Genomic DNA, 21,984 nt, shown 5'->3' with positions numbered 1-21,984 from the left:
ATAATTTTAGTATGATTAATATTAATTTTATACTTGCACTTTTTGCAACTTTGGCGAAGCCCGCAGAGCGTAAGCGGCGGGAAAAAGTTGAATAAAAAAATTGCAAACTTAAAAATTTTTAGTATATACTAATTTAATCGTTAGTGGTTTCTTCAATAAAGCCTAATGATAAATCCGTTTCCTTGCTGTAATTACTAGAATAATACCAGCGGTAAAATTTCCAATTATTAGTATCAAATATATTATTATTTACATGATAATAACTATTAAAATCATAAGTGTTTGATGATTGATTTTCAGGCTTCCAACTTCTTATTCTTATTATATTAGCACCATTAGTTTTATAATCATTAGTTATTATTTTATTATTGAATATGTTTTTTATATCTTTTATATGATTAACTGCTAAATAGGGCATATCTGCTACAGTCATAAAATTGGTATCAATATTTAATCTTCCTTTTGCATTAAAGTCTTTGTACATTAATAAAGAATTATATAAAGCTATGAATTTTGTATTAGGCTTTTCAAAATATTTAGAGTTTATTCTATATCCATGATCTGAAATAATTATTATCTTTGTATTATCATAAACATTATTTTTTTTAAGAAAGTCTATTATTTTAACTATATTTTTCATTGAGGCAGCATTAGCATAAAAATGTCTTACGCTGTTTGTATCTTTATATATTTTTAAATCATTTGTATCTATATAATTCAAAGATACTGAAGGCAATAAATCAGGAAGAAAATAATGAGGTTCATGTGTGGTATTGTTATGCATTATATTATAATTATTGCCATTTTCATCTATATTTATTAAATCTTTAATAGAGTCTAATAAAGCATAATTTTCTATACTCGTATTCATGATATTATTTTCATTTATAAGCCATTTTCCTCCGCTGTATAATGTTTTTCTTAGCCATACAGGTATTATTCTAAAAAATGAAAATCTTATCAATTTATCATTATCCAAATTAGATGTTATTATATTATTTTCATTTGTATATTTATTTATACTGTAATCGTAAATATAATCTTTATTGTATGCTTTAATATTGCTGTAGCTTTTAAATATGCTTAAATCTCCATTAAAAGACATATTAGCATAAACAGGCTCAAGCATATAGGATTTATATCCGTATTTTTCTAATGATAAAGGCAATGTTAATAAAGCTTTATTATGAATGTTTGTAATATTATTATTTTTATTAGTGCTTATTTCATAAGGTAAATAATCATAACCTCCGTAAATAGAAGCTATAGTTATTGTATTATAATTGTATGAAACAGTATTAGGATAGAATGTAAAGCCGTCAAACATATCTTTATATTTTTCATATCTATTAAAAGCATCAAACCAATATGAAGGTATGGCTCTATCCAATATTATAACGAATATATTATCTCCATTTCTTGAGATATTAAATATTTTTTCTCCGTTTTTTAATTTATATGATGTTTTTGTATATGTATCATCATAGCTTAATATCTTATATGTATAGAATATTGATGAGGCAATCAAAACGAATATGATTATATAATCAATATTTAACAATATAGATGATTTAGATCTTGTTATTATAAAATAAATTAATGATGATGATATTAATATAATTACAATATTTATTATTATATCTTTATTAATTATTTTTATATTACTGTCAAATATAAAATCAGAGTTCATATTAGGATAATTGCCTGCGAATATAAATGTATCTATTATGAATATTATAGATAAAAATATAAATGCTAATGTTATATAATTTTTTGTTTTATCTGAAAATATATTATATATAAACAGAGGATAAAATAAAAATATTCCAATACTCATTGAAAGATTATTTATTATTAGGCTTAAATGATTATTGAATTCTGATACTGAATTATTTATCAATGATGTAGGTATAAAAAGCCCTGATAGTAGCGTTATAATCAAACATGATAATATTAGCAGTTTATATCTATTTTTAATGAAATTGTTATTTTTAATCAATGATTTTTCTATATAATCAAAGTTTAATGTCAATATTATCACTGCAAAAATAGTTAAAATATTTTTTATATCTGTTTTATTTTTAAAAGACATCACAATCAATATTATAAAAGCCAATATAATAGATATATTACATATTTTTAATATTTTATCTTTATTTAATGCTTTATATAATTTATATTCCAAAACAATATTTTTAATTAAAGAAAATAGGCAGTTGATATTCCAATAAAATAATAATCCTGAAGGCGAATTATATAATATGATTAGAAATATTAATGAAGTTATATATAGAGGCATACTTTCTTTTATAGTCAATTTTTTACTGTAAACCATTCCCGCAAGTATACTGAATATAGTCATAGTAAATGGGAGTAAATTAATACCGTTTATTAAATTATCAGGCTTTGAAAAATCTTTTATGAAAAATAAATTTCCCTGAGATAAATCGGATAGGCTGTATATAAAATTATATGCTGCAATAAAGAAAGGTATTTGTATTAAAAGCCCTAAAACTCCTCTGAAGGCATAAATTATTTTATATCCGTTAATTCTATGACAGGTTCTTATTAGTAAATATCTTTGATCACCTTTATAAACGGCTTTTATATTATCTATAATATGCTTCATTTTGTTTTGAATGTTTCTTTCTTTTTCCTGCCATTTTTCTGCTACATTATAGAGAGGAAGAGATAAAAAATTTACTGATAAACTTAATAAGAATATACTTGTACTATAAGATAAATTAAATATATTTTTAAATAGAAAAAATAGAGTTTCTATAATAAATTCTATTGGAAATATAAAAATATCAAAAAATATATCTGCTAATATCATATATATTATTTAAAATTTAAAAATTAGAGAATAATATAATAACATATATTTTATATTATAAAAGTATATTAACATAATATTAATAATTTTTATAAAACTCTTGTTTTTTTATTAATATTAGTTACTATATAAATGATAAATAAAATTATTTTAGGTTTTTAATTTATGAAATTTATATTTTCCAGATTTTTGATAGGAAGTATTGTCATATTGATAGGTGCTTATATTCTACTGCAATATGTCTTTCATATTTATATTCCGGCACTTGCATACACTCCTGTATTCACTATAATAGTTGCTATTTTGATAATGGCTTGGGGCTGTGCTATAGTTGTGGCCAGAGGTTTTTATGCATCTAAAATACTTTTGGGACTATTTGTCATAGGTACAGGAATATATGTACTTATAAGATACTGCTTTAATATCAATATGCCTTTTATATTATATACGCCAATATTTAGAATGGTTATAGGTATGATAATAATATTTTTGGGTGTTTATATACTATTCGGCATGCATTATGTAAGAGACAGTATACCAAAAAATAAAAAAACTAAATATAATGTTTATTTCAAAACTGATAGTATAGATTTATCCGAATTGGAAATAGACAGAAACAGAGCTATAGATATTAATACAATTTTTTCAGATACAGTGGTTTTTATAAGCGATAAGGTGCAGGTTCATATAAAGGCTTCAAGTGCTTTTGGTTCTGTTTCTCTTCCTACAGGCGACAGTGTGAGTTTTGGGGAAACTAATTTTGTTATTGGCAACTCTGATAAAATACTTTATTTAAATGTAAGTTCAGCATTTGCTCAAATCAGGGTTCTTTATAAATAAATGTTTTATTAGAAATATTGTAAAAGAGTAATTATTTATGCATATAATATCCGGAAATAAAAAGGGAAGAAAAATAATAACCCCTAAAAGAGATTTCAGACCTACACAGGGTAAGGTTAAAGAGGCTTTTTTTAATATAATCGATATAGAAAATAAAACTTTTTTGGATCTATGTTCCGGCAGCGGTGCTATGGGGTTTGAGGCTTTAAGCAGAAATGCTAAATTTGCTGCTTTTATAGAAATAGACAGAGAGGCTGTAAAAACTATATTTTCCAATGCTAAAGCTATATTCAATGATAATGAAAATATATATAAAATAAAAAGAGTATCGGCTGAAGATTATGTAAAAAAGACTAATGATAAATTCGATGTTATATATTTAGATCCGCCATACCATTCAAAGATATATTTTGATGTTATAAATAATATAATAAAAAGAAATATATTAAATGATAATGGAGTTTTAGCTACAGAGTTTGGGGCAGATTATTATAAGAAATTTTTAGAAAATGAAGAATTAAAAAATATAATATCCGGTATTATGGAATATGATATAAAAACTTATGGCGAAAGTGTTTTGATAATATTTAAGTATATATAAAAAAAGAGATGCTTATTAAAAAGCATCTCTTAATAGTTTTTCATAAACCATTTAGCCGTAAAATATTTTCATAAACCTTAATCTATATTAATCGTCCCATTGCTGACCCATTAACTGACCATTAGCAGCTACATATATTTCCATCATATTGTTAAGTTTTATTTTGTAATTACCCCATTCTTTTTCAACATCTATCATTCTAGCCTGAGGATAAGTTCTTCTAACAGTATTAGCTACAGCCTGAGGTAAAACGCTCATAGGTACTCCGTTATATTCTCCGTCTATATTAAGCCAATTACCATTAGGCATAAAATCTATAGAAGCTCCATTAGACAATTTTACTTCAAATTTGCCGTCATCTCTTTCAACTTTCCATATCTTAGCATTAGGATAAACTCTTCTTATAAAAGTCCTAGCTTTTTGAGGCAATGCTGAAGCTGGTACTACCCAATCAGCAAAAAGGCTTGATGTAGAAAGAATAGTCAAAGATATTAATAAAGCTAATAATTTTTTTGTCATAATGAATCTCCTTAATTTAATTGTATTTTTTAATAATCTCCTGTAAATTATCTTTACAATTATAAGTATAGCAGAAAAATGGTTTATGTCAATAGAATTTACTATTATTTTACAGTTTTTTTACAAAATATTATTAAATTAAGAATATTGTAAAACATATTGTACTTTAGAGTTGTTTGTATAAAATAAAATCTCATTATGGTAAATATTATTTACTTTTACGATTATTTTTTATGAATGGTTTATAATTAAATACATTTAACTTGAATGATGAGAGATTAGAGCATGAAAAAGAAGATTTATTTTTCTATACCAATAATAGCGGTTGCATTAATAATAGCTATTTCATTTTATAGGGCAAAAGATAAATATGTAACAGCTACAGTAGTAATAAGCGATACTATACTTAATATAACTGCAGAAACTTCTGATAAAAATATGGATAAGCTTATAAGCAGCATTACAAATGAAATAAACAGAATGGATAATATAGTAAATCCGTATAATACTTCAAGCGAAATAGGAAAAATAAATAGTGAAAGTTTATCCGGAAAAACTGAAATAGAAATTTCAGATGAAATGGCACATATATTTACTACAGGATTAAAATATTCAAAATTAAATCCTTCTTTTGATATAAGTGTAAGACCTTTGATAGAGTTATGGGGATTTGGGGTAAAGGAAAATCAAACAGTACCTTTAAAACAGGATATAGATAATGCTTTGGCCAATATAGATTATTCTGCTGCAAGTATAATTACTAATGAGGATAATAAAAAGATATTGAAATTATCAAAGCCATTAACATTTGATTTCGGTTCTTATGGTAAAGGTTATATAATAGAGAAATTAAAGAATGTATTTGCAGAGTACGGCATAAAAAATTATTTAATAGATTACGGCGGAGATACTTATGCTAATGGGGTTAATAGTAAGGGTAAGCCTTGGGTAATAGCTATAAGAAATCCAAGAAACGATGCTGACGGATATTTGGGACTTTTAGAATCTACAAATTATACTATAGTAACTAGCGGTGATTATGAAAGGTATTTTACTCAGGACGGAACTAATTATCATCATATAATAGATGCTGAAATAGGATATCCTACTTATAATAGTATATCTGCTACTATAGTTCATACTAATGCCGAAGAGGCTGATGCTTTATCAACAACAGCATTTTTGATGGGTACTAATTTCTTTACAAATGAGGCATTTAAGTATAAAGAGGCTTATATTGTAACCCCTCAAGGTGAATTATTTATAGTAACTAATGATAATTTTTAAATATATACTTTAAATTGCAAAAAATATATATATACTATAGAGCATAATAAATGAATTATGTTTAATTTGATTTTTTATTATAGAGGTTTTATATGGCTTTTTTTGATTTAAGTTTAGAAGAACTTTATAAATATAAAGGAAGCGGCGAAGAGCCTAAGGATTTTGATGAATTTTGGCTTAATACTTTAAATGAAAATAATCATAAAACAGAGGCTGAATATACTTTAATAGATACATATTTAAAATTATTTGATGTATGGAATGTATCATTTAAAGGATATTCAAAGCATGTTATAAATGGCTGGTATATAGCACCTAAATATGCAAGGGAAAATAATGAAAAATTAACTTGTATAATGCATTATCCAGGATACGGCGGAGGAAGAGATTATCCAAACAGCCATTTACTTTTTCCTTCAGCAGGATACAGCATATTTGTTATGGAGGTAAGAGGACAAGGGGCAGAAGGCGGAAACGGAGCAACAACTCCCGATCCTGTAGGTTCAACTCCTCATGCTGACGGTTTTCTTACTATGGGAATATTGGATAAAAAAGACTATTTCTATAAAAGAGTTTTTGTAGATGCATTTAAATCCATTGAAGCTGCAAAGGAGCATCCTCTTACAGGAAGAATTGCTGTAAATGGTACTAGTCAGGGCGGAGGCATAGCACTTGCACTTCTAGGACTTTCAGCACTAAAAAATGAAAAAATTGAGGCTGCTATGATAGATGTGCCTTTCTTATGCGATTATAAAAGGGCATGCACTATTACAGATACTCTGCCTTATAATGAAATAGCTAGATTTTGCAAAACTAATAGAATGTATGAAAATAGAGCATTTGAGACTTTATCATATTTTGACGGGGCTTTCTTTGCTAAAAGGTCTAAAGTTAAGGCTTTATTTTCTGTGGGGCTTATGGATATTTTATGTCCTCCTTCTACAGTTTTTGCTGCTTATAATAATTATTCCGGTGATAAGTCTATTAATGTTTATACTTTTAATGGACATGAGGGCGGAGATAATGAGCAGAGTGAAAGAAAATTGGAATTTTTGAATTCTTTAAATTTATAGTTTTAAAATATATGGTGTTTTACATATTATACATATATTATCTGCTATTATTTATGTAAATAAAATAGGTTGATAATATTTGTATATATGTTATATTATTATATACAATAATAGGTATTAATGGATATGGTATGAAGATTATATCTGGCAGATTTTTTTCTAAATCTGAATTAAGAAATAGAATATTGAGAGATGTGGTTATTTCTATTTTGTTCTTATTTATAATCGTTTTGGTTTATATGCAAATTAGAAATCCTATACCTATAAAATTTATTTTTAAATCTCTTTTTCAAGATGTTAAAACTTCAATAGTAGAGGAATATTCTAAAATATTTTATCCTACCTACTATTTTTCTATGCAGATGACTCCTATATTCGATATAGTTAATCAGGCTCCTGAAGCTTATAAAATTTTAATAACTAATTTCTTCCCAAAGCATACTTTTATAGAAAAAGCAGCTATGCAGGTTGGTAATAACTATATGTCTATTACTAAAGAAGGCAACGGATATAAAGTCGTCGGGCATATTGTAACGAACAGCAGCAGCAATCTATATTCATCTGTACCATTTGAACAGCTTAGTATTGATTCTTTCTATATAAAAGATGGAAAACCTTATATACATTTAATATACATAGCTAATGAGAATGTTGCTTTTGAATATATTTCTCAATTTAATGTAAACTTCAGCGATGTAGAGCTTAGAGATATTGATAATATGCATGCATACCTTATAACAGGAAACAGTAAAATTACTTTTCCTATATCATATTCTGATACAAATGCTGTAAGAGATAATTTAGATTATAATGTTATAGCTGATATTATGACAGAAGAATTTGACGGAACTAATGAGGATATGATAAAAGTTTCATATAAGGATAATAATTATTGGGGATATAAAGGCACTTTTGCAGTAGCCAATAATAATATACAAATAGGTATAATCATTCCTGAAAAGGATTTAATAAATAAGATACAAATACCTATAATACTATTCTTAGTTGTATTTGTAATTGTTACTATAGTGATAATAGTAATGCTTGCTATACATTATATTAGAATGATTGAAGAATTAAAAAGAAATCATATGAATATAACTAAGATTATAGAAGACGGTGAAAATACTAATGTAGAGTTTAAATCCACATTAAGATATGACAGTAATACAGAGAAAATAAATAAGGCTTTAGAAGAAGTTATTATGAAGTCTATTGCGGCATTCAGCAATACTGAAGGCGGAAGATTATTCATAGGTATTACTAATGATGGAGAAATAATAGGGCTTGAGCATGATTATTCTACATTAAGACAGCCTAATAGAGATTTCTTTGAGCTTCATCTTAGAACGCTTATAGAAACATACTATGGTAATGCTTTCTCCGCTGAGGGTATAAGGATTGATTTTGTAACTCATGAAGGTAAAGATATATGTATTGTTTATATAAGAAAGGGAAGAGAGCCTGTATATACTAAGATTACAAATAAACAGGGTGCTAAAGAAGAAAAATTCTATATAAGAGTAGGAAATTCTTCTAGAGAGATTGCAAATGCTAGCGAGATAATAGCATATGTAAAAAAACATTTTAAGTAATTAAAATGTTTTGATTTAATCTTGAAAAAACATTTTAAATCAAAATATTTAAATGTTTGATGTATCTAACTTGACTATTAAAATATATATTATATAATAATGGTTACTAATAATAAAAAAGGAGTGTTTATATATGTCTGTATATGATAGTGTTATAATAGGCGGAGGTCCTGCTGGACTTTCTGCTATGCTTTATTTAGGAAGAGCTTTAACAAATTCTATTTTGATAGAAAAGAAAGGTATAGGCGGTCAGATGATGAGTACTGATGCTGTTGAGAATTATTTAGGTTTTCCGGAAGAGATGAGTGCTTTTGAATTAGTAGCTAGAATGCAGCAGCATGCCGAAAAATTTTCTAAAAATGAAATAGTTTATGATGAAGTTATAAAAGTAGAAAATATCAAAGATGAAGTAAAAAAAGTCATTACTGCTGACGGTAATACTTATGAAACAAAAACAATAATACTTGCTATGGGCGGATCATCTAAAAAATTAGGTACTAAAGGAGAAGATTCATTTGCTGGAAAAGGCGTTTCATATTGTGCTACTTGTGACGGAGCTTTCTACAGAAATAAAACTGTTGCTGTAGTTGGAGGCGGAAACAGTGCTTTTGATGAGGCTTATTTCCTTACAAGATTCGTTAATAAAATATATTTAGTTCATAGAAGAAAAGAATTCAGAGCTGAGCCTATAAACGTAAAACATTTAACAGATACTGGAAAAGTAGAATATGTACTTGATTCAGTAATAGATGAGATTTGCGGAGATGGCAAAGTTAATAGCATAAAAATAAAAAATGTTGTAGATGGTTCTATGCATGATCAGGCAGTAGACGGTGTATTTGTATTCGTAGGTCAAGAGCCTTCAACACATTTCTTGAAAGATACTGGCTTGGAATTAAAAGAAACTGGACATATAGTTACAGACATGTCTACAATGGAGACTAATATTCCGGGTGTATTTGCCTGCGGAGATTCTATATTAAAACCAGTTCGTCAGGTTGCAAATGCTGTTGGAGAAGGTGCAGTTGCTGCTATGAGCGTAACTCATTATTTGAACAAAGCTTGATTTTAATTTTATAATTTTTAATAAAAAAGAGTTTAGCTTTTAATTAAGTTAAGCTCTTTTTATTTATATAATATTTTTAAACTCTTTGAACTTTTCTCTTGACAGATACAAATAAGGTTATATGCTAGATAAATTTGTATGGGCTTTATCGAAGTGCAGTATAAACTGTTTTTGGTATTCTTTATATGCATATTATTTTACTAGAAAATGAATATAGTTATTTAATTTATATAAACTATTTAATATTATTAAATAGTTGAAAATAGATAAAAAATGTATTATAATATATGCATCAGTTCTTTGACATATCAATTTCGCACGAGAGTGTTATTTTTTGATAATTACATAGAAAATGACTTGATAATTACATAGCTAGGCGAAAGTAAAGTGAATTTACAAAGAGAATTGATAATTACATAATGAGTTTAAAAACATATATAGGAAGAAACCAGTTTAAAAATCTCGTATTGTAAATAAAAATTACTAAATTTTTACAAAAAATTTAAGAAAAAATTACGGGTTTTTAAACTCATTCCCCGTAAGGGGACGAAAACGTTAGAATACCTGCAGGTGGTGGTGAAATTCAATTTAAAGCGTTTTTAAACTCATTCCCCGTAAGGGGACGAAAACTCTAACACTAACCAACTCATAAACGCCTCTATCGTATTTGTTTTTAAACTCATTCCCCGTAAGGGGACGAAAACAAAATTAGTCTGTTTCCACAAAGGAATTAAACTGTATAAGAGTTTTTAAACTCATTCCCCGTAAGGGGACGAAAACTAGAAATATTAGAATTACAAGATACAATAAACAAAATTAAAAATTTATTAAATTAATAAGGAGGAACTATATGTTCAAAAAATTATTTACAATTATTTTATCAATTTTATTTTTATTTGTTATCATCTCTTGTGATAACAAAACTTTAGCTAATGAGTTAACAGATACTGTATGGAAAGATCCAGGAATAAATTATTATATCTTTACTGATACTAATTTTATTATTAGATCAGAAGAACAATTTTGGAATTCTTTCAATGATTTTACTAGTGAATTATTATCAATTAGAACAGAATTAATTCACAAAGATAAAAATTTATTAGTTTATAATCAATATGCGTATAATCAATTAATTATTGTATATTCTTTTGAAAAAACTAAAACAAATACTTTAATAGTAAATATCAGTGAAGATTTTCCAAATAATTATTCAAATAATTATAAAGATGTAAAATTTACAGATGATGGTATTGTAATATTAACTAAAGTAAGTAATAGATAATTTAAATATAATTATAATAAAAAAGATATAAATTATTACAAATATTAAACTTGGTTTTAAAATAAAAATATAAATATTATATTAAAAGGAGCTTCAATATGAAGGATTACATAATAACAAAACCAAATACATTATTAAACGGGGTAGATAAAATATTAAATTATTTATCAAAAATAAAAACTGATAATATTGATGAGAGAATAAATTTTCTAATTAACACAAAATTAAATAACCCAGAATCATTAGAGTATGTTGAAAAAACAGAAAATTCTTTTGAAATATTTTCTTCAGAAATTAATATGAATGAAAAAATTTCTTTTATTTTTGGTGAGGATAATGTATATGTAAATGTAATGTTTTTAAACTCATTCCCCGTAAGGGGACGAAAACTGGATTCGGAAAATTTGAGCTCTGCTAAATCTAGAAGAGCGTTTTTAAACTCATTCCCTGATATGAAAGGGTAATTTTATTATTTATAATAAGTATGGGTAATTATTGGGTAATCATCCGCACCTATAGTTGACTGTCTTGAATGTTTAGCAATATGGTGCGGGAAGCCCTCGCGAAGCGTACCCGAACGAAGATGAGGGTATAGGTGAGCAGTTTTAAATTCATTCTCTATGGAATAAAATGTAGTACCACATGCAATGCATAAATTTTTCTTCGATCACAGGTACGCATAGAAAAAAGTGCAAGTATACATTATTTTTAATATTATTGTTAATTTTAAAATTTAAAAAAGAGTTTAGCTTTTAATTAAGTTAAACTCTTTTTATTTGCATACTTTTTAGTTGTTAAAATTAATTTAAATTAAATCTGTACTGTAAGGCCTCTGTAACATGATCAACTCCTATAATATCTTTGTCATCTAAGTCGGCTATAGTTCTTGATACTTTCAAGATTTTATTATAACTTCTTGCACTCATTGAAAATTTTTCCATAGCCATATTAAGTAGGCTTTTAGCTTTATCATCTAATATGCAGAATTTTTCAGTATCTTTTATACCCATAGATGAATTTGAGAATATTTTAAGTCCATTATCTTTGAATCTTTTTTCTTGTTTTTTTCTAGCTTCAGTAACTATTTTACGCATAGAGGCCGAACTCTCACCATCAGCTTTTGAAGTCATTTTAGCATATTCAACAGCACGTACTTCTATTGATATATCTATTCTGTCAAGTATAGGACCTGAAAGTTTGGCAATGTATTTTTTTCTAGCTATATCAGAACATCTGCATGTATGTTTTTCATCTCCATAGTATCCGCAAGGGCAAGGATTCATAGCGGCAATCAAAGTAAAGTTAGCAGGAAAAGAAATGCTTCCATTTGCTCTGCTTATAGTTATAGTTTTTTCTTCCATTGGTTCTCTTAAAGTTTGAAGTGCTGAGCTTTGAAACTCTACAAACTCATCAAGAAATAAAACTCCATTATGTGCTAATGTGATTTCTCCAGCCTTTATATTTCTTCCGCCTCCTACTAAACTTACATAAGAAGAAGTATGATGAGGTATTCTAAAAGGACGTTTTTTTACTATAGGCATATTTTTTGATAATAGCCCATAAGAAGAATAAATTTTTGTAACTTCCAAAGCTTCTTCAAAAGTTAGCGGAGGAAGTATTGTAGGTATTCTTTTTGCTATTAAAGTTTTACCGCATCCGGGAGAGCCTATCATTATAAAGTTATGTCCTCCTGCTGCTGCTATCATAGCTGCTCTTTTAGCATATTCCTGACCTTTAACATCTGAAAAGTCTATATTTTCATTTTCTTCGCTGTTAAAATTAAATTTACCTTCTGATACAATAGGGGCTTTTTTGCCTTCGATGGCATCTATTGCGTCTTTCAAAGTTTTTACTGGATATAGATTAAGTCCGTCAATGATATTAGCTTCTTCCATATTATTAAATGGTATTATAGCATTTGTTATACCCAATTCTTTAGCATTTAAAAGCATTGAGAATATTCCTTTCACATCTCTTACACTTCCGTCCAATGCTAATTCACCAAGTATAATAGTTTTTTCCATAAAGTCAGAAAAAAATACTTGGGCACTTGATGAAAGTATTCCCAAAGCGAAAGGCAAATCGTACATGCTTCCTGTTTTCTTCAAATCTGCCGGTGCTAGATTTATAGTTATTCTTTTAGGCGGGAAAAATCTGTCACTATTATTTATTGCGGCAATTACTCTTTCTTTTGCTTCATTTACTGCCTGATCTGGTAAGCCTACAACATCGAATTTAGGCAGTCCTTCTGATATATTAACTTCTATTACAATGGGTATTCCTTCTATTCCATAAAGAGCTTCTGAATATATTTTTGTATGCATATAAAACTCCGTTATATTAATTTTTATATACATATAGTTAAACAAATTTTTTTATCATTTTAAGCCCGAAATTTGTAATATTTTTTAAATTTTATAAAACAAATTATTTATTATGAAAAAATCAAATAAAGGGGTGTAGGGTATTGACAAAAAACTGTTATATAATAAAATAATAAAACTAAGAGAATATATGAAAAAAAGTAAACAAAAATGCAATCGCTTCAATTTTGGGTGATTGCATTTTTGTTTTATTCTTTTTACGCACGCTAAATAAAATTATAAATATAAGTTAATTATAAATCGAATTAAAATTATATATAAAATTCAGTTAAACGTGCGTTGTATAAATTTTTAAATCTAATCACAGCTTGGGCGGGTACTGAAAATTCTAATCAAGCAAAAAGTTTAAATAAAATTTTAATTGTAAAATAGATTATAAAGCATAAAGGGCGGGGTATGTAAATAAAGTTTTAAAGCTTAAATTACATTTGCCCCCCCTCTAGGCTTTTTAAACTCACTGTTATTTTGGTATTATCTTTCTTTTTAGTTTTGTCCTGTTATTTTAACACCCACCCTGAATTTATTTAAGTTTAAAAATATATTCACCGCACGAATAATAACATTATAAATATTTGCTTATTTTTAATTATAATTTTCATTATGTATAAAAATCTGCACACCGTGCGTAAAGCAATAAAAACTAATTAGATGGATATTATTATTTTTCCGTCTGTATGTTTTTTTAGAACTGTTCTTAAAGCTTCTGATGCATTATCCATATTAAATACAGTAGAATATATTTTAGGCTTTATATTTTTATCTTCTACAATTTTTGTAATTTTACGAAGCTGTTCTCCGTCAGCACGCACAAACATAAAATGGTATTCTTTTTGATCTTTCATAGCTTTTTTATCATATTTGGAACCGGCAAGAGAAAATAATAATTTTTTGAAGAAAGGAAGTTTATTATCTTCAGCAAACTTTTTGTTGGGGCTGGTTCTAAAACTTAAAAGACGTCCACCCTTTTTTAATACTGATAATTCTTTGTCAAATTCATTTGCACCAAGCGTATCTATAACATGATCAACATTTGAAACTAATTTTGAGTAATTTTCTTTATTATAACTAATATATTTATCAGTACCTAAATTCATGAAATGTTCTTTTAATCTTTCACTTCCAGAAACTATAACATTTAAACCTAAATATTTAGCAATTGGAACGGCAAGCTCTCCAAAACTTCCAGAACCTCCTGTTATTAAAATAGTTTGTCCTGATTTTGCTTCTAATTCTTCTCTAAATGCTTGATATGCTGTAAGGGCAGTTAAAGGTATTGCAGCAGATGTAATAAAATCATAATCTTTAGGTATAAGAGATATAAACTTACTGTCTACTGCTACATACTTAGCAAAAGCTCCTATTTTTGATGTAGGCAAACGAGTATAAACTTTATCTCCTGTTTTAAAACCGGTTACATTTTTACCTACACTTTCAACTACTCCAGAACATTCATTGCCTAATGTTAAAGGCATTTTATAATCCTGTATAAGTCTTACTGCACCTGTTAATATCAATATTTCAAGAGGATTTACTGCTGCAGCCTTTACTTTAATTAATACTTCATTATCAGAAATCTCAGGCATAGGAATATCTGCAATATTTGTATCTATTTCTTTTGAATATTTTTTTTATTTGAATAGCTTTCATAATATCTCCATTTTTTGTTTTTTATAAAAATATATTTATGTGAGGTATAAATCAATATAAAAATGTTGTTCATTTACAAATTTTGTTGTAATAACGATAGTGTTTCTATATATAAAAATGTAATAATGATACATACAACACATATATTGCCTATATTAGAAATTAATAAAAAATTAATGAATAAGTTTTATTTCTTAATTAAAGTTATTTTGCTATGTTATTTTAAATCTATTATATATTTATTAAATTAAAAAAATATGCACCCCGTGATTAATTAAATGAACATATATACTGTATTGACAAAAAAACTATATACATTAGAATTGAAAAACTATATATGATAATTAAAGAGTACTTAAATAAAAATGAAAATTAAAAAGAAAAAAATGACAGCAAAGATAATGTAATAGTTCTTATACTATATCTCTTCTTATCTTTAATTATACCGTCTACTGCAATATCATTTTTTGCTATGGCTGATAAAAATATAAAAGAAAAAAAAGAAATAATATATAATGTAATGTAATTCATAAAATTAAAGACAAAATGTAGCCTTTCGCGAAGCGTATCCGAGTTTATCGAGGATATAGCTTCTTTGTGGCAATACTTAACAGTACTTCCTTCGGTCGCAAAAGAAGTGGGGGTGTTACGAAGTACGCAGAGCGGTGGGGCTAGTCCCCACAAATAATAAAAATAATAAAATAATTTTTGACAAAATATAGTTGTTTAGGTATATACTAAATTTTTTATTTTAACAATTATAGTTTTTTATATATCAAATTAATTCTATTGCTTTTTTATATGTACTGCAATTTTTTGTTTAATACTTTTATTTTACGCTTACAATAAACTAACTCAATTTATAATTCAATAAACATCTATACCGTATTGACAAAAAAACTATATACATTAGAATTGAAAAACTTTATATGATAATTAAAGAGTACTTAAATAAAAATGAAAATTAAAAAGAAAAAAATGACAGCAAAGTTAATGTAATAGCTTTAATAATATATATCTTCTTATCTTGTACTATACCTCCTACTGCAATATCATTTTTTGCTAAGGCTGATAAAAATATACAAGAAAAAAAAGAAATAATAGATAATAATAAACAAACTAATGCATCAAATTTTGACAAAGAAGAAGTACTTCAAAAAATAATAACAATATTATTAAAAGGAAGTTTATTATCTAAATATAGCGGCTCAAAAGTGGATTTGAAAATTATTGGTGTGAGAGTATTAATTGTATATACACTGACTTATGTATTATCGCTTGCAACTACCGCAATTATAGCCCAAAAATATTATCATGAAGATATAAAAATAAAAGAAGATATTAGAGAGACTATAACAACAATATTAGTAGTGTTTATTACTCTGGCATTAATAGCATTCATTTTAATAGTAATAGCAATATATATGGAAAGTAATAGAGAATATTTAGCTTTCAGCGGAGTGATTTTTGGTTTTATAGCCTGTATTATCATTAGGAAAATATCATAAATTTATTAGTATTCTAAAAATTTTTAACTTTGTCAAAAAATAAAGTTATATTTTGTTTTTAATATCTGGGGCTTTGCTGCGAAGCGTACAGACGTGTCATACCCCAGTTCTTTTACCGACGCTCTGCGTGCCTGTGGCAAGGTGTAGTCTAAATTTAGGTTGTACCATACATTTAATACATATATTTTTAATATAAAGTTCTAACAATTGCGTTTTTCGCATAGCGTATCCGAAGGATAAAAACTTTGACGAAGTCCGCAGAGCGTATGCGGCTGGAAAAAGTTGAATAAAAATGATAACCTTAAAAATTTTCAGTATATACCTAAACAATTATATTTTGTCAAAATAATTGTTTTAATTTAAAATATTTGCAGGGCTTTGCCCCGCACCCCAGTTCTTTTATTGGTATAAAAGAACCAAAAGAACTGCATTTATAGTCTAAATTTAGGTTATATCCCATATTTAATAAGTATATATTTAATATAAAGTTCTAGTAATTGCGTTTTTTGCTACTTTTTTGTGCGGCAAAAAAGTAGATAATTTTATATAAAGTGCCTAGATTGACAAACTTAAAAATTTTCAGTATATACTAAATTTTTTTATTTTAACAATTATATTTTTTTTATATATAAAATTAATTCTATTGCTTTTTATATTTACTGCAATTTTTTCTTTAATAGTTTAATTTTACGCTTACAATAAACTAAGTCAAATTTACACAATATATCTAATTCAATAAACATATATACCGTATTGACAAAAAAAGCATATATAATAAAATATATTTAGGATTATGAAAAATAAAATGCTATTTAATTAGACATTTATTAATTTACACAATACAGTTTTATTTCCTATATAAAAAGTCTATTTTATAATAAAAAAGTATTGTCTTTATATTTTTCTAATCATAATATATATATAAAGGCTTAAAAATGAGCAAAAAAGAATCTACAAAATCTATAATAATTTTTGCAATATTTTTGTTTTCACCTATTATAATACCTCCTGCTCTTATAATATTATTTTCTTACAGAGATACAAATATAGGATTTGCAAAAGAAGTAGAAATAAATATAAAAAATTATTTAGAAACAACTTATTTAAAAAATATATCAAAAGAAGAAAAGAAAGAGAACTTGACAACATATATAAAAAATAGTTTCTTTATAAAATATTATACGTCAAAAGCTTTTTTTAATACTATATTTATGAGAGTTTCTTTGCTATATGCCATATTGGCTATATTTACAGGTATTATACCAAATACAAAGAATGAAATTAAGGAATTCTACAGAACAATGAAAGAGGATAAAAAAGTTTGCTATTCACACTTTTTTTATTTGCAAATGTTATTACTATAACAGTTTTATGTGTTATTAATGCTAAAAGTAAAATAGAATATTTAGCATTTAGTGCAATATTTTTTAGAAAAATACTAGATACTTTCTTAGAAAAATATTCATAAATATATAGAGTAAAATATAAGGCAATTATGATAAGAAAAAGAAAACATAATGGAGAAAATATTTATATAAGAGACATTCTTTTTATTGTACCTACTATGGCAATAATGATATTGTTGATGCTCTTTATTATTAATGCCCCTACGATATTAACTAAGTATGATTCAGTAAATAATAAATCAGAAACAATGGCTAAATATTCTAAAAAACATGATTTACTTAATTCAATTATAAATTTTATAACTACTAGCCGTCTTCATTACAGAAAATTTGAATGGACTGCCGAAAGTTTATTTTTTAGAGTTACGATTATGTTTTTTCTTAGCTTTGCATCGGCTCTGTTTTGTAATTTAGCAATTCATAAAATAAAAAAAGAAGGATTAAATAAGAAGAAGTTGATAATTCATTTTTCTCCATAAATATGGATTGCAATTACTATATTTGCTTTCATTATCTTAAAAGATAATATTATAACTGCCAAAGAATATTTGAGTATAGCAGTATGAACTACTACTCGCAAAGATATTTAATAATTAAGGAGATATTATAAATATTTATGAAAGATATTATTTTTAATTTAATATACAAAATCAACATACCAGAAAATGATTTATTTAGAATGTCGGCATTATTTTTATGCTCATTTATAATAGTGTTTTTAATATTACTTTTGATTAAAGGAGATTTTAGCTTTGATGAATTCATTGGTGATAGTAATGGTATAGGTTTGGGAATAATTATAATATTAGTAATAGCATTTTTTGGAGTATCAGGATTTTTTATAATAAAATACATTGAAAATACTTATGAATATATATTTATAGCAATTGGTATTATAACGGCATTATTCAATATAAACGAAAATAATATAAAAAAGACATTAATTGTTTCTTTGATATTTTTTCTTATACTTTTATATGCAGCATTTTTTAATACCACTACAGCTACAGCTATCAATAATCAAAACATTATAAATAATTATACTAATGATTTGCAATCAACTTTATCTACTCAAAGAAATATTGCTGACTTATTATTAGGATATAACAATCTTTTTCCTTCAGTTTTATTTGGGGACATTACATTAAAAGATTATATAATTATAGGATTAATTTTCATTTTATCTACAGTTGTAATTATTTATATAATTAAAAAAATTGAAAAGAGAAAATCAAAATAAGGTATTTTAATAATTTTAATTTAGCCATTTTTTATAATTAGTTTACTATGCTTAAATTTACAATTTTTCTATTTCTTTAACATCTAATCCTGTTAGTTTGCTTATAAGTTTAATATCCATATTTTCTTTTTTCATATTTCTAGCTAGAGAATATTTTTCTTGTTCTATACCTTTTTGTATTCCTTCCTCTATACCCTTTATACGCTCTTCATTAAGCATTAAAACATTAAAGTAATCTCTTTCATAATTACTGTAACCATTATATAAATCATTACTCTTTACAAATTTATTATATTCTTCATATACTTCTTTCATTATAGGATTTTTCTTTACTAATATTTCCATAGTATCCTCCAATTTATCTTTCGAATTTAAAAACTCAAACCAATCTGATAAACCTTCATATAAATTATAAGAATTACTAAATTTCCTAAGCTCTAGAAAATGAAGCTCTAAATGATTAGTTAATATATGATTAGTTTCTAACTCTTTAATAAAATAACAGCTATGAGGCTTATCTATACCTTTTATCAAATTAAAATCAAGAATATTAATACTTATTACAGGTGTTAAATCTGAATATATATCCTTAGATTTTAAATTTGTAAAATAATTTTTAGCCCAATAATATAAACTTCTATATATAAATGATTGATTACCTATTCTCTGTATTTCTATAATGATAGTTTCACCTGATTTTGTTTTTGCCTTAACATCTGCTATTGATTCTTTATCAAATACATTTTCTTTTAAATTAAAAGTATTAAGTACTTCTATATGTTCAAAAGGTTCTTGATTAGAGTCTATTCTAACAGAATTAATAAGATTTTTTAATATATGCTCATGTCCTTCTTTAGCAAACATATAACGCATAAAATAATCATTCAATACATTAAAATATTTTTCACTCATAATACTATTATAATGAAATAACTAATAAATGTCAAAATATATTTTTGCTTTATTCTAATTCCCTCCCTTTATTCTTTAAAGTTTTATTTTGCAGTTATAGTATATATTTGTCTTTTAGTTATAACAGATATTAAAAACCCCCGCCCAAGTATTATTTAAATTTATTGCTTCTGCCCGCACGCTGAACAATATTATGAATAATAAATTATAAATACAAATTGAACTATATCAATAAATCGGCTAAACGTGCGTTGAGTGAAGTTGTAATTTTAATATTCGCTTGGTGGCATATATATATTTTCTTCAGTATAAATAAACTAATTTCAATTAATTATGGATTAGTATTGAAAACAGACACAATAAAAAATATAAGGACAAAAAATATAATCTATTAATTTTGTATATTTAATTAATTTTATCAACTTCTATATTTTTATAATTTTTTATGCACACACAAAATGAATCTAACAAAAATTTCTGCATTAGTCACACAAGCGTTAAATCTTTATAATTATTCATTATTTTTTTTATTATCCTTATCCCTAAGGTATTTACTAATTGACAATCCTACAAATGATATTACACCGCCGCAAAAGAAGGCTAATAATTCTAGTATGCTTTCTGTACTTCCAGCCATATTAAAAATAGCTAAGTTTTCATGTATTTTATAAATAATAACTGAACTTATTACAAGAATTACTGCAAGTACAATAGTATAAAACTTATAAGAGTAGTTTCTAAAAAAGATTATCTCTATTAAAACACCTATAATAGCACATCCCATCGTAAATATTATTATTAATCTAACATATAAATCTTTTGAATCCTCTTCAAAATCTACGTTAGGATGCTCTCTATCTCTCCATCTGAAGTAGTTGCGGCGAATTTCTTTAGTTTCTATACTACTATTAAAATCATAACTATTTTCTAAAATAATATCATTATTACTTATTATATAGTTTCCATTATAAATGTTATTTTCTTCATTTTCTTCTATTGTATTAGATACATGATAATTATGTTTTGTCATTTCAGTATAGAATATAAAAGAAATAATAATCACTACAACCACTAATATACTAATCTTCATATAAACCTCTTTAAAAAAATGCTTATAGCAAATTAATACATTTTTATCATAAATTGATTTTTATTTCAAGTTATTTGTTAGTACCTATATAATGTATTATTAAAATAAGTTTTAAAATTTAATTACATTTGCCCACACTTTAGGCTTTTTATTATCACTGTCATTTTTGTATTGTTTTTCTTTTTAATATTATCTGTCATTTTAGCTGCCCACCCAAGATTTTTTTAAATTTGTAGCGTATTTCTACGCACGCAGAACAAAGCTAAAAATATAAATTTGATTATAATTCAAATCTTATTAACTATAAAATTTTATTCACCGTGCGGTTAGTAAATTTTGAATTTTAAATAAAGCTAGGGCGGGTGCTGAAAAGATAACAAAAATTTTAATATATACCTAAACAATTATCCTTTGTCAAAAATAAATTTATATTTTTGTTTTTATATATGGGGCTTTGCCCCATACCCCACTTCTTTTGCGACCGAAGGAAGTGCCTTTGGCGTGCCCCAAAGAAGCTATATCCTCGATAAACTCGGATACGCTTCGCGAAAGGCTATATTGTATCTTAAATTTAATAAATTATCTTAAATGTAAGACAACTTTAGTATGATTTAGTACTAATTTTATACTTGCACTTTTTGGTTCTTTTTGCGGCGGGAAAAAGAACAATAAAAAAATTGATAAACTTAAAAATTTTC

At 25.8% G+C, this 21,984-nt stretch carries 18 protein-coding genes and 1 CRISPR repeat array; of the genes, 12 read left to right on the top strand and 6 right to left on the bottom strand.

The window, feature by feature from the left end; translation table 11 throughout:
• Positions 1–133 precede the first annotated feature (133 nt).
• On the bottom strand, positions 134–2,836 hold the full coding sequence (locus tag Q0K19_RS04310; RefSeq protein WP_297245690.1) for a YidC/Oxa1 family membrane protein insertase: 2,703 nt from the start codon (positions 2,834–2,836) through the stop codon (positions 134–136).
• Between the two features lie 165 nt (positions 2,837–3,001).
• Between Q0K19_RS04310 and Q0K19_RS04305 the strand changes: the two genes are divergently transcribed.
• Together Q0K19_RS04305 and rsmD are read left to right on the top strand one after the other, a co-directional pair.
• The gene (locus tag Q0K19_RS04305) at positions 3,002–3,676 is read left to right on the top strand and encodes a hypothetical protein (RefSeq protein ID WP_297245688.1); all 675 of its coding nucleotides are present in this window, start codon (positions 3,002–3,004) and stop codon (positions 3,674–3,676) included.
• 37 nt (positions 3,677–3,713) lie between these two features.
• On the top strand, positions 3,714–4,277 hold the full coding sequence (gene rsmD, locus Q0K19_RS04300; RefSeq protein ID WP_297245686.1) for a 16S rRNA (guanine(966)-N(2))-methyltransferase RsmD: 564 nt from the start codon (positions 3,714–3,716) through the stop codon (positions 4,275–4,277).
• An 87-nt stretch (positions 4,278–4,364) separates the two neighbouring features.
• Here rsmD and Q0K19_RS04295 read toward each other — a convergent pair whose 3' ends face one another.
• A complete protein-coding gene (locus Q0K19_RS04295; protein ID WP_048593339.1) occupies positions 4,365–4,796 on the bottom strand; it encodes a PepSY-like domain-containing protein in 432 nt (143 codons plus the stop codon).
• 285 nt (positions 4,797–5,081) lie between these two features.
• Here Q0K19_RS04295 and Q0K19_RS04290 point away from each other — a divergent pair, with 285 nt between their 5' ends.
• The 6 genes from Q0K19_RS04290 to Q0K19_RS04265 all read left to right on the top strand — a co-directional run bounded on the left by Q0K19_RS04290 (position 5,082) and on the right by Q0K19_RS04265 (position 11,563).
• On the top strand, positions 5,082–6,083 hold the full coding sequence (locus Q0K19_RS04290) for an FAD:protein FMN transferase (protein ID WP_297245682.1): 1,002 nt from the start codon (positions 5,082–5,084) through the stop codon (positions 6,081–6,083).
• Positions 6,084–6,175: 92 nt separating this feature from the next.
• The gene (locus tag Q0K19_RS04285) at positions 6,176–7,156 is read left to right on the top strand and encodes an acetylxylan esterase (RefSeq protein ID WP_297245680.1); all 981 of its coding nucleotides are present in this window, start codon (positions 6,176–6,178) and stop codon (positions 7,154–7,156) included.
• Between the two features lie 131 nt (positions 7,157–7,287).
• The gene (locus Q0K19_RS04280) at positions 7,288–8,751 is read left to right on the top strand and encodes a helix-turn-helix domain-containing protein (RefSeq protein WP_297245678.1); all 1,464 of its coding nucleotides are present in this window, start codon (positions 7,288–7,290) and stop codon (positions 8,749–8,751) included.
• Positions 8,752–8,884: 133 nt separating this feature from the next.
• Complete coding sequence (trxB, locus tag Q0K19_RS04275) at positions 8,885–9,817, top strand: thioredoxin-disulfide reductase (protein ID WP_297245676.1); 933 nt, start codon at positions 8,885–8,887, stop codon at positions 9,815–9,817.
• Between the two features lie 519 nt (positions 9,818–10,336).
• A CRISPR array of direct repeats spans positions 10,337–10,597; the repeat unit is 35 nt; unit sequence GTTTTTAAACTCATTCCCCGTAAGGGGACGAAAAC.
• Between the two features lie 70 nt (positions 10,598–10,667).
• Positions 10,668–11,099 (top strand): hypothetical protein, encoded by a 432-nt coding sequence (locus Q0K19_RS04270; RefSeq protein ID WP_297245674.1) that lies wholly within the window; start codon positions 10,668–10,670, stop codon positions 11,097–11,099.
• 98 nt (positions 11,100–11,197) lie between these two features.
• Positions 11,198–11,563 carry a hypothetical protein gene (locus tag Q0K19_RS04265; protein WP_297245672.1) on the top strand — a complete coding sequence of 122 codons (366 nt, stop codon included), beginning with the start codon at positions 11,198–11,200 and terminating at the stop codon, positions 11,561–11,563.
• Positions 11,564–11,899: 336 nt separating this feature from the next.
• On the opposite strand, the gene Q0K19_RS04260 is transcribed toward Q0K19_RS04265, so the two are convergent.
• On the bottom strand, positions 11,900–13,423 hold the full coding sequence (locus Q0K19_RS04260; protein WP_297245670.1) for a YifB family Mg chelatase-like AAA ATPase: 1,524 nt from the start codon (positions 13,421–13,423) through the stop codon (positions 11,900–11,902).
• A 704-nt stretch (positions 13,424–14,127) separates the two neighbouring features.
• On the bottom strand, positions 14,128–15,066 hold the full coding sequence (locus tag Q0K19_RS04255) for an NADP-dependent oxidoreductase (RefSeq protein WP_297245668.1): 939 nt from the start codon (positions 15,064–15,066) through the stop codon (positions 14,128–14,130).
• Between the two features lie 1,062 nt (positions 15,067–16,128).
• On the opposite strand from Q0K19_RS04255, the gene Q0K19_RS04250 reads away from it, so the two are divergent.
• From Q0K19_RS04250 to Q0K19_RS04235, 4 genes are all read left to right on the top strand, one after another.
• A complete protein-coding gene (locus tag Q0K19_RS04250) occupies positions 16,129–16,638 on the top strand; it encodes a hypothetical protein (RefSeq protein ID WP_297245731.1) in 510 nt (169 codons plus the stop codon).
• A 935-nt stretch (positions 16,639–17,573) separates the two neighbouring features.
• The gene (locus Q0K19_RS04245; protein ID WP_297245666.1) at positions 17,574–18,002 is read left to right on the top strand and encodes a hypothetical protein; all 429 of its coding nucleotides are present in this window, start codon (positions 17,574–17,576) and stop codon (positions 18,000–18,002) included.
• A gap of 131 nt (positions 18,003–18,133) precedes the next feature.
• Positions 18,134–18,523 (top strand): hypothetical protein, encoded by a 390-nt coding sequence (locus Q0K19_RS04240; protein ID WP_297245664.1) that lies wholly within the window; start codon positions 18,134–18,136, stop codon positions 18,521–18,523.
• A gap of 137 nt (positions 18,524–18,660) precedes the next feature.
• Positions 18,661–19,284, top strand: a complete 624-nt coding sequence (locus Q0K19_RS04235; protein WP_297245662.1) for a hypothetical protein — start codon at positions 18,661–18,663, stop codon at positions 19,282–19,284.
• 57 nt (positions 19,285–19,341) lie between these two features.
• Here the strand turns inward: Q0K19_RS04235 and Q0K19_RS04230 are convergent, their stop codons facing one another.
• The gene (locus tag Q0K19_RS04230) at positions 19,342–20,196 is read right to left on the bottom strand and encodes an Rpn family recombination-promoting nuclease/putative transposase (RefSeq protein WP_297245660.1); all 855 of its coding nucleotides are present in this window, start codon (positions 20,194–20,196) and stop codon (positions 19,342–19,344) included.
• A gap of 511 nt (positions 20,197–20,707) precedes the next feature.
• Positions 20,708–21,286: a hypothetical protein gene (locus Q0K19_RS04225; protein ID WP_297245658.1), complete on the bottom strand. Its 579-nt coding sequence runs from the start codon at positions 21,284–21,286 to the stop codon at positions 20,708–20,710.
• Positions 21,287–21,984 lie beyond the last annotated feature (698 nt).

Source organism: uncultured Brachyspira sp., assembly GCF_944393015.1.
Taxonomy (GTDB): domain Bacteria; phylum Spirochaetota; class Brachyspiria; order Brachyspirales; family Brachyspiraceae; genus Brachyspira.
This window is presented reverse-complemented; position numbering and strand designations above follow the sequence as displayed.

Bases quoted from the DNA above. Each gene is read 5' to 3' on its own strand.
- Q0K19_RS04265 (WP_297245672.1), top strand. From the start codon at position 11,198: ATGAAGGATTACATAATAACAAAACCAAATACATTATTAAACGGGGTA.
- Q0K19_RS04255 (WP_297245668.1), bottom strand. From the start codon at position 15,066: ATGCCTGAGATTTCTGATAATGAAGTATTAATTAAAGTAAAGGCTGCA.
- Q0K19_RS04225 (WP_297245658.1), bottom strand. From the start codon at position 21,286: ATGAAGATTAGTATATTAGTGGTTGTAGTGATTATTATTTCTTTTATA.
- Q0K19_RS04280 (WP_297245678.1), top strand. From the start codon at position 7,288: ATGAAGATTATATCTGGCAGATTTTTTTCTAAATCTGAATTAAGAAAT.
- trxB (WP_297245676.1), top strand. From the start codon at position 8,885: ATGTCTGTATATGATAGTGTTATAATAGGCGGAGGTCCTGCTGGACTT.
- Q0K19_RS04305 (WP_297245688.1), top strand. From the start codon at position 3,002: ATGAAATTTATATTTTCCAGATTTTTGATAGGAAGTATTGTCATATTG.
- rsmD (WP_297245686.1), top strand. From the start codon at position 3,714: ATGCATATAATATCCGGAAATAAAAAGGGAAGAAAAATAATAACCCCT.
- Q0K19_RS04270 (WP_297245674.1), top strand. From the start codon at position 10,668: ATGTTCAAAAAATTATTTACAATTATTTTATCAATTTTATTTTTATTT.
- Q0K19_RS04290 (WP_297245682.1), top strand. From the start codon at position 5,082: ATGAAAAAGAAGATTTATTTTTCTATACCAATAATAGCGGTTGCATTA.
- Q0K19_RS04240 (WP_297245664.1), top strand. From the start codon at position 18,134: ATGATAAGAAAAAGAAAACATAATGGAGAAAATATTTATATAAGAGAC.
- Q0K19_RS04310 (WP_297245690.1), bottom strand. From the start codon at position 2,836: ATGATATTAGCAGATATATTTTTTGATATTTTTATATTTCCAATAGAA.
- Q0K19_RS04245 (WP_297245666.1), top strand. From the start codon at position 17,574: ATGAGCAAAAAAGAATCTACAAAATCTATAATAATTTTTGCAATATTT.
- Q0K19_RS04285 (WP_297245680.1), top strand. From the start codon at position 6,176: ATGGCTTTTTTTGATTTAAGTTTAGAAGAACTTTATAAATATAAAGGA.
- Q0K19_RS04230 (WP_297245660.1), bottom strand. From the start codon at position 20,196: ATGAGTGAAAAATATTTTAATGTATTGAATGATTATTTTATGCGTTAT.
- Q0K19_RS04260 (WP_297245670.1), bottom strand. From the start codon at position 13,423: ATGCATACAAAAATATATTCAGAAGCTCTTTATGGAATAGAAGGAATA.
- Q0K19_RS04295 (WP_048593339.1), bottom strand. From the start codon at position 4,796: ATGACAAAAAAATTATTAGCTTTATTAATATCTTTGACTATTCTTTCT.
- Q0K19_RS04235 (WP_297245662.1), top strand. From the start codon at position 18,661: ATGAAAGATATTATTTTTAATTTAATATACAAAATCAACATACCAGAA.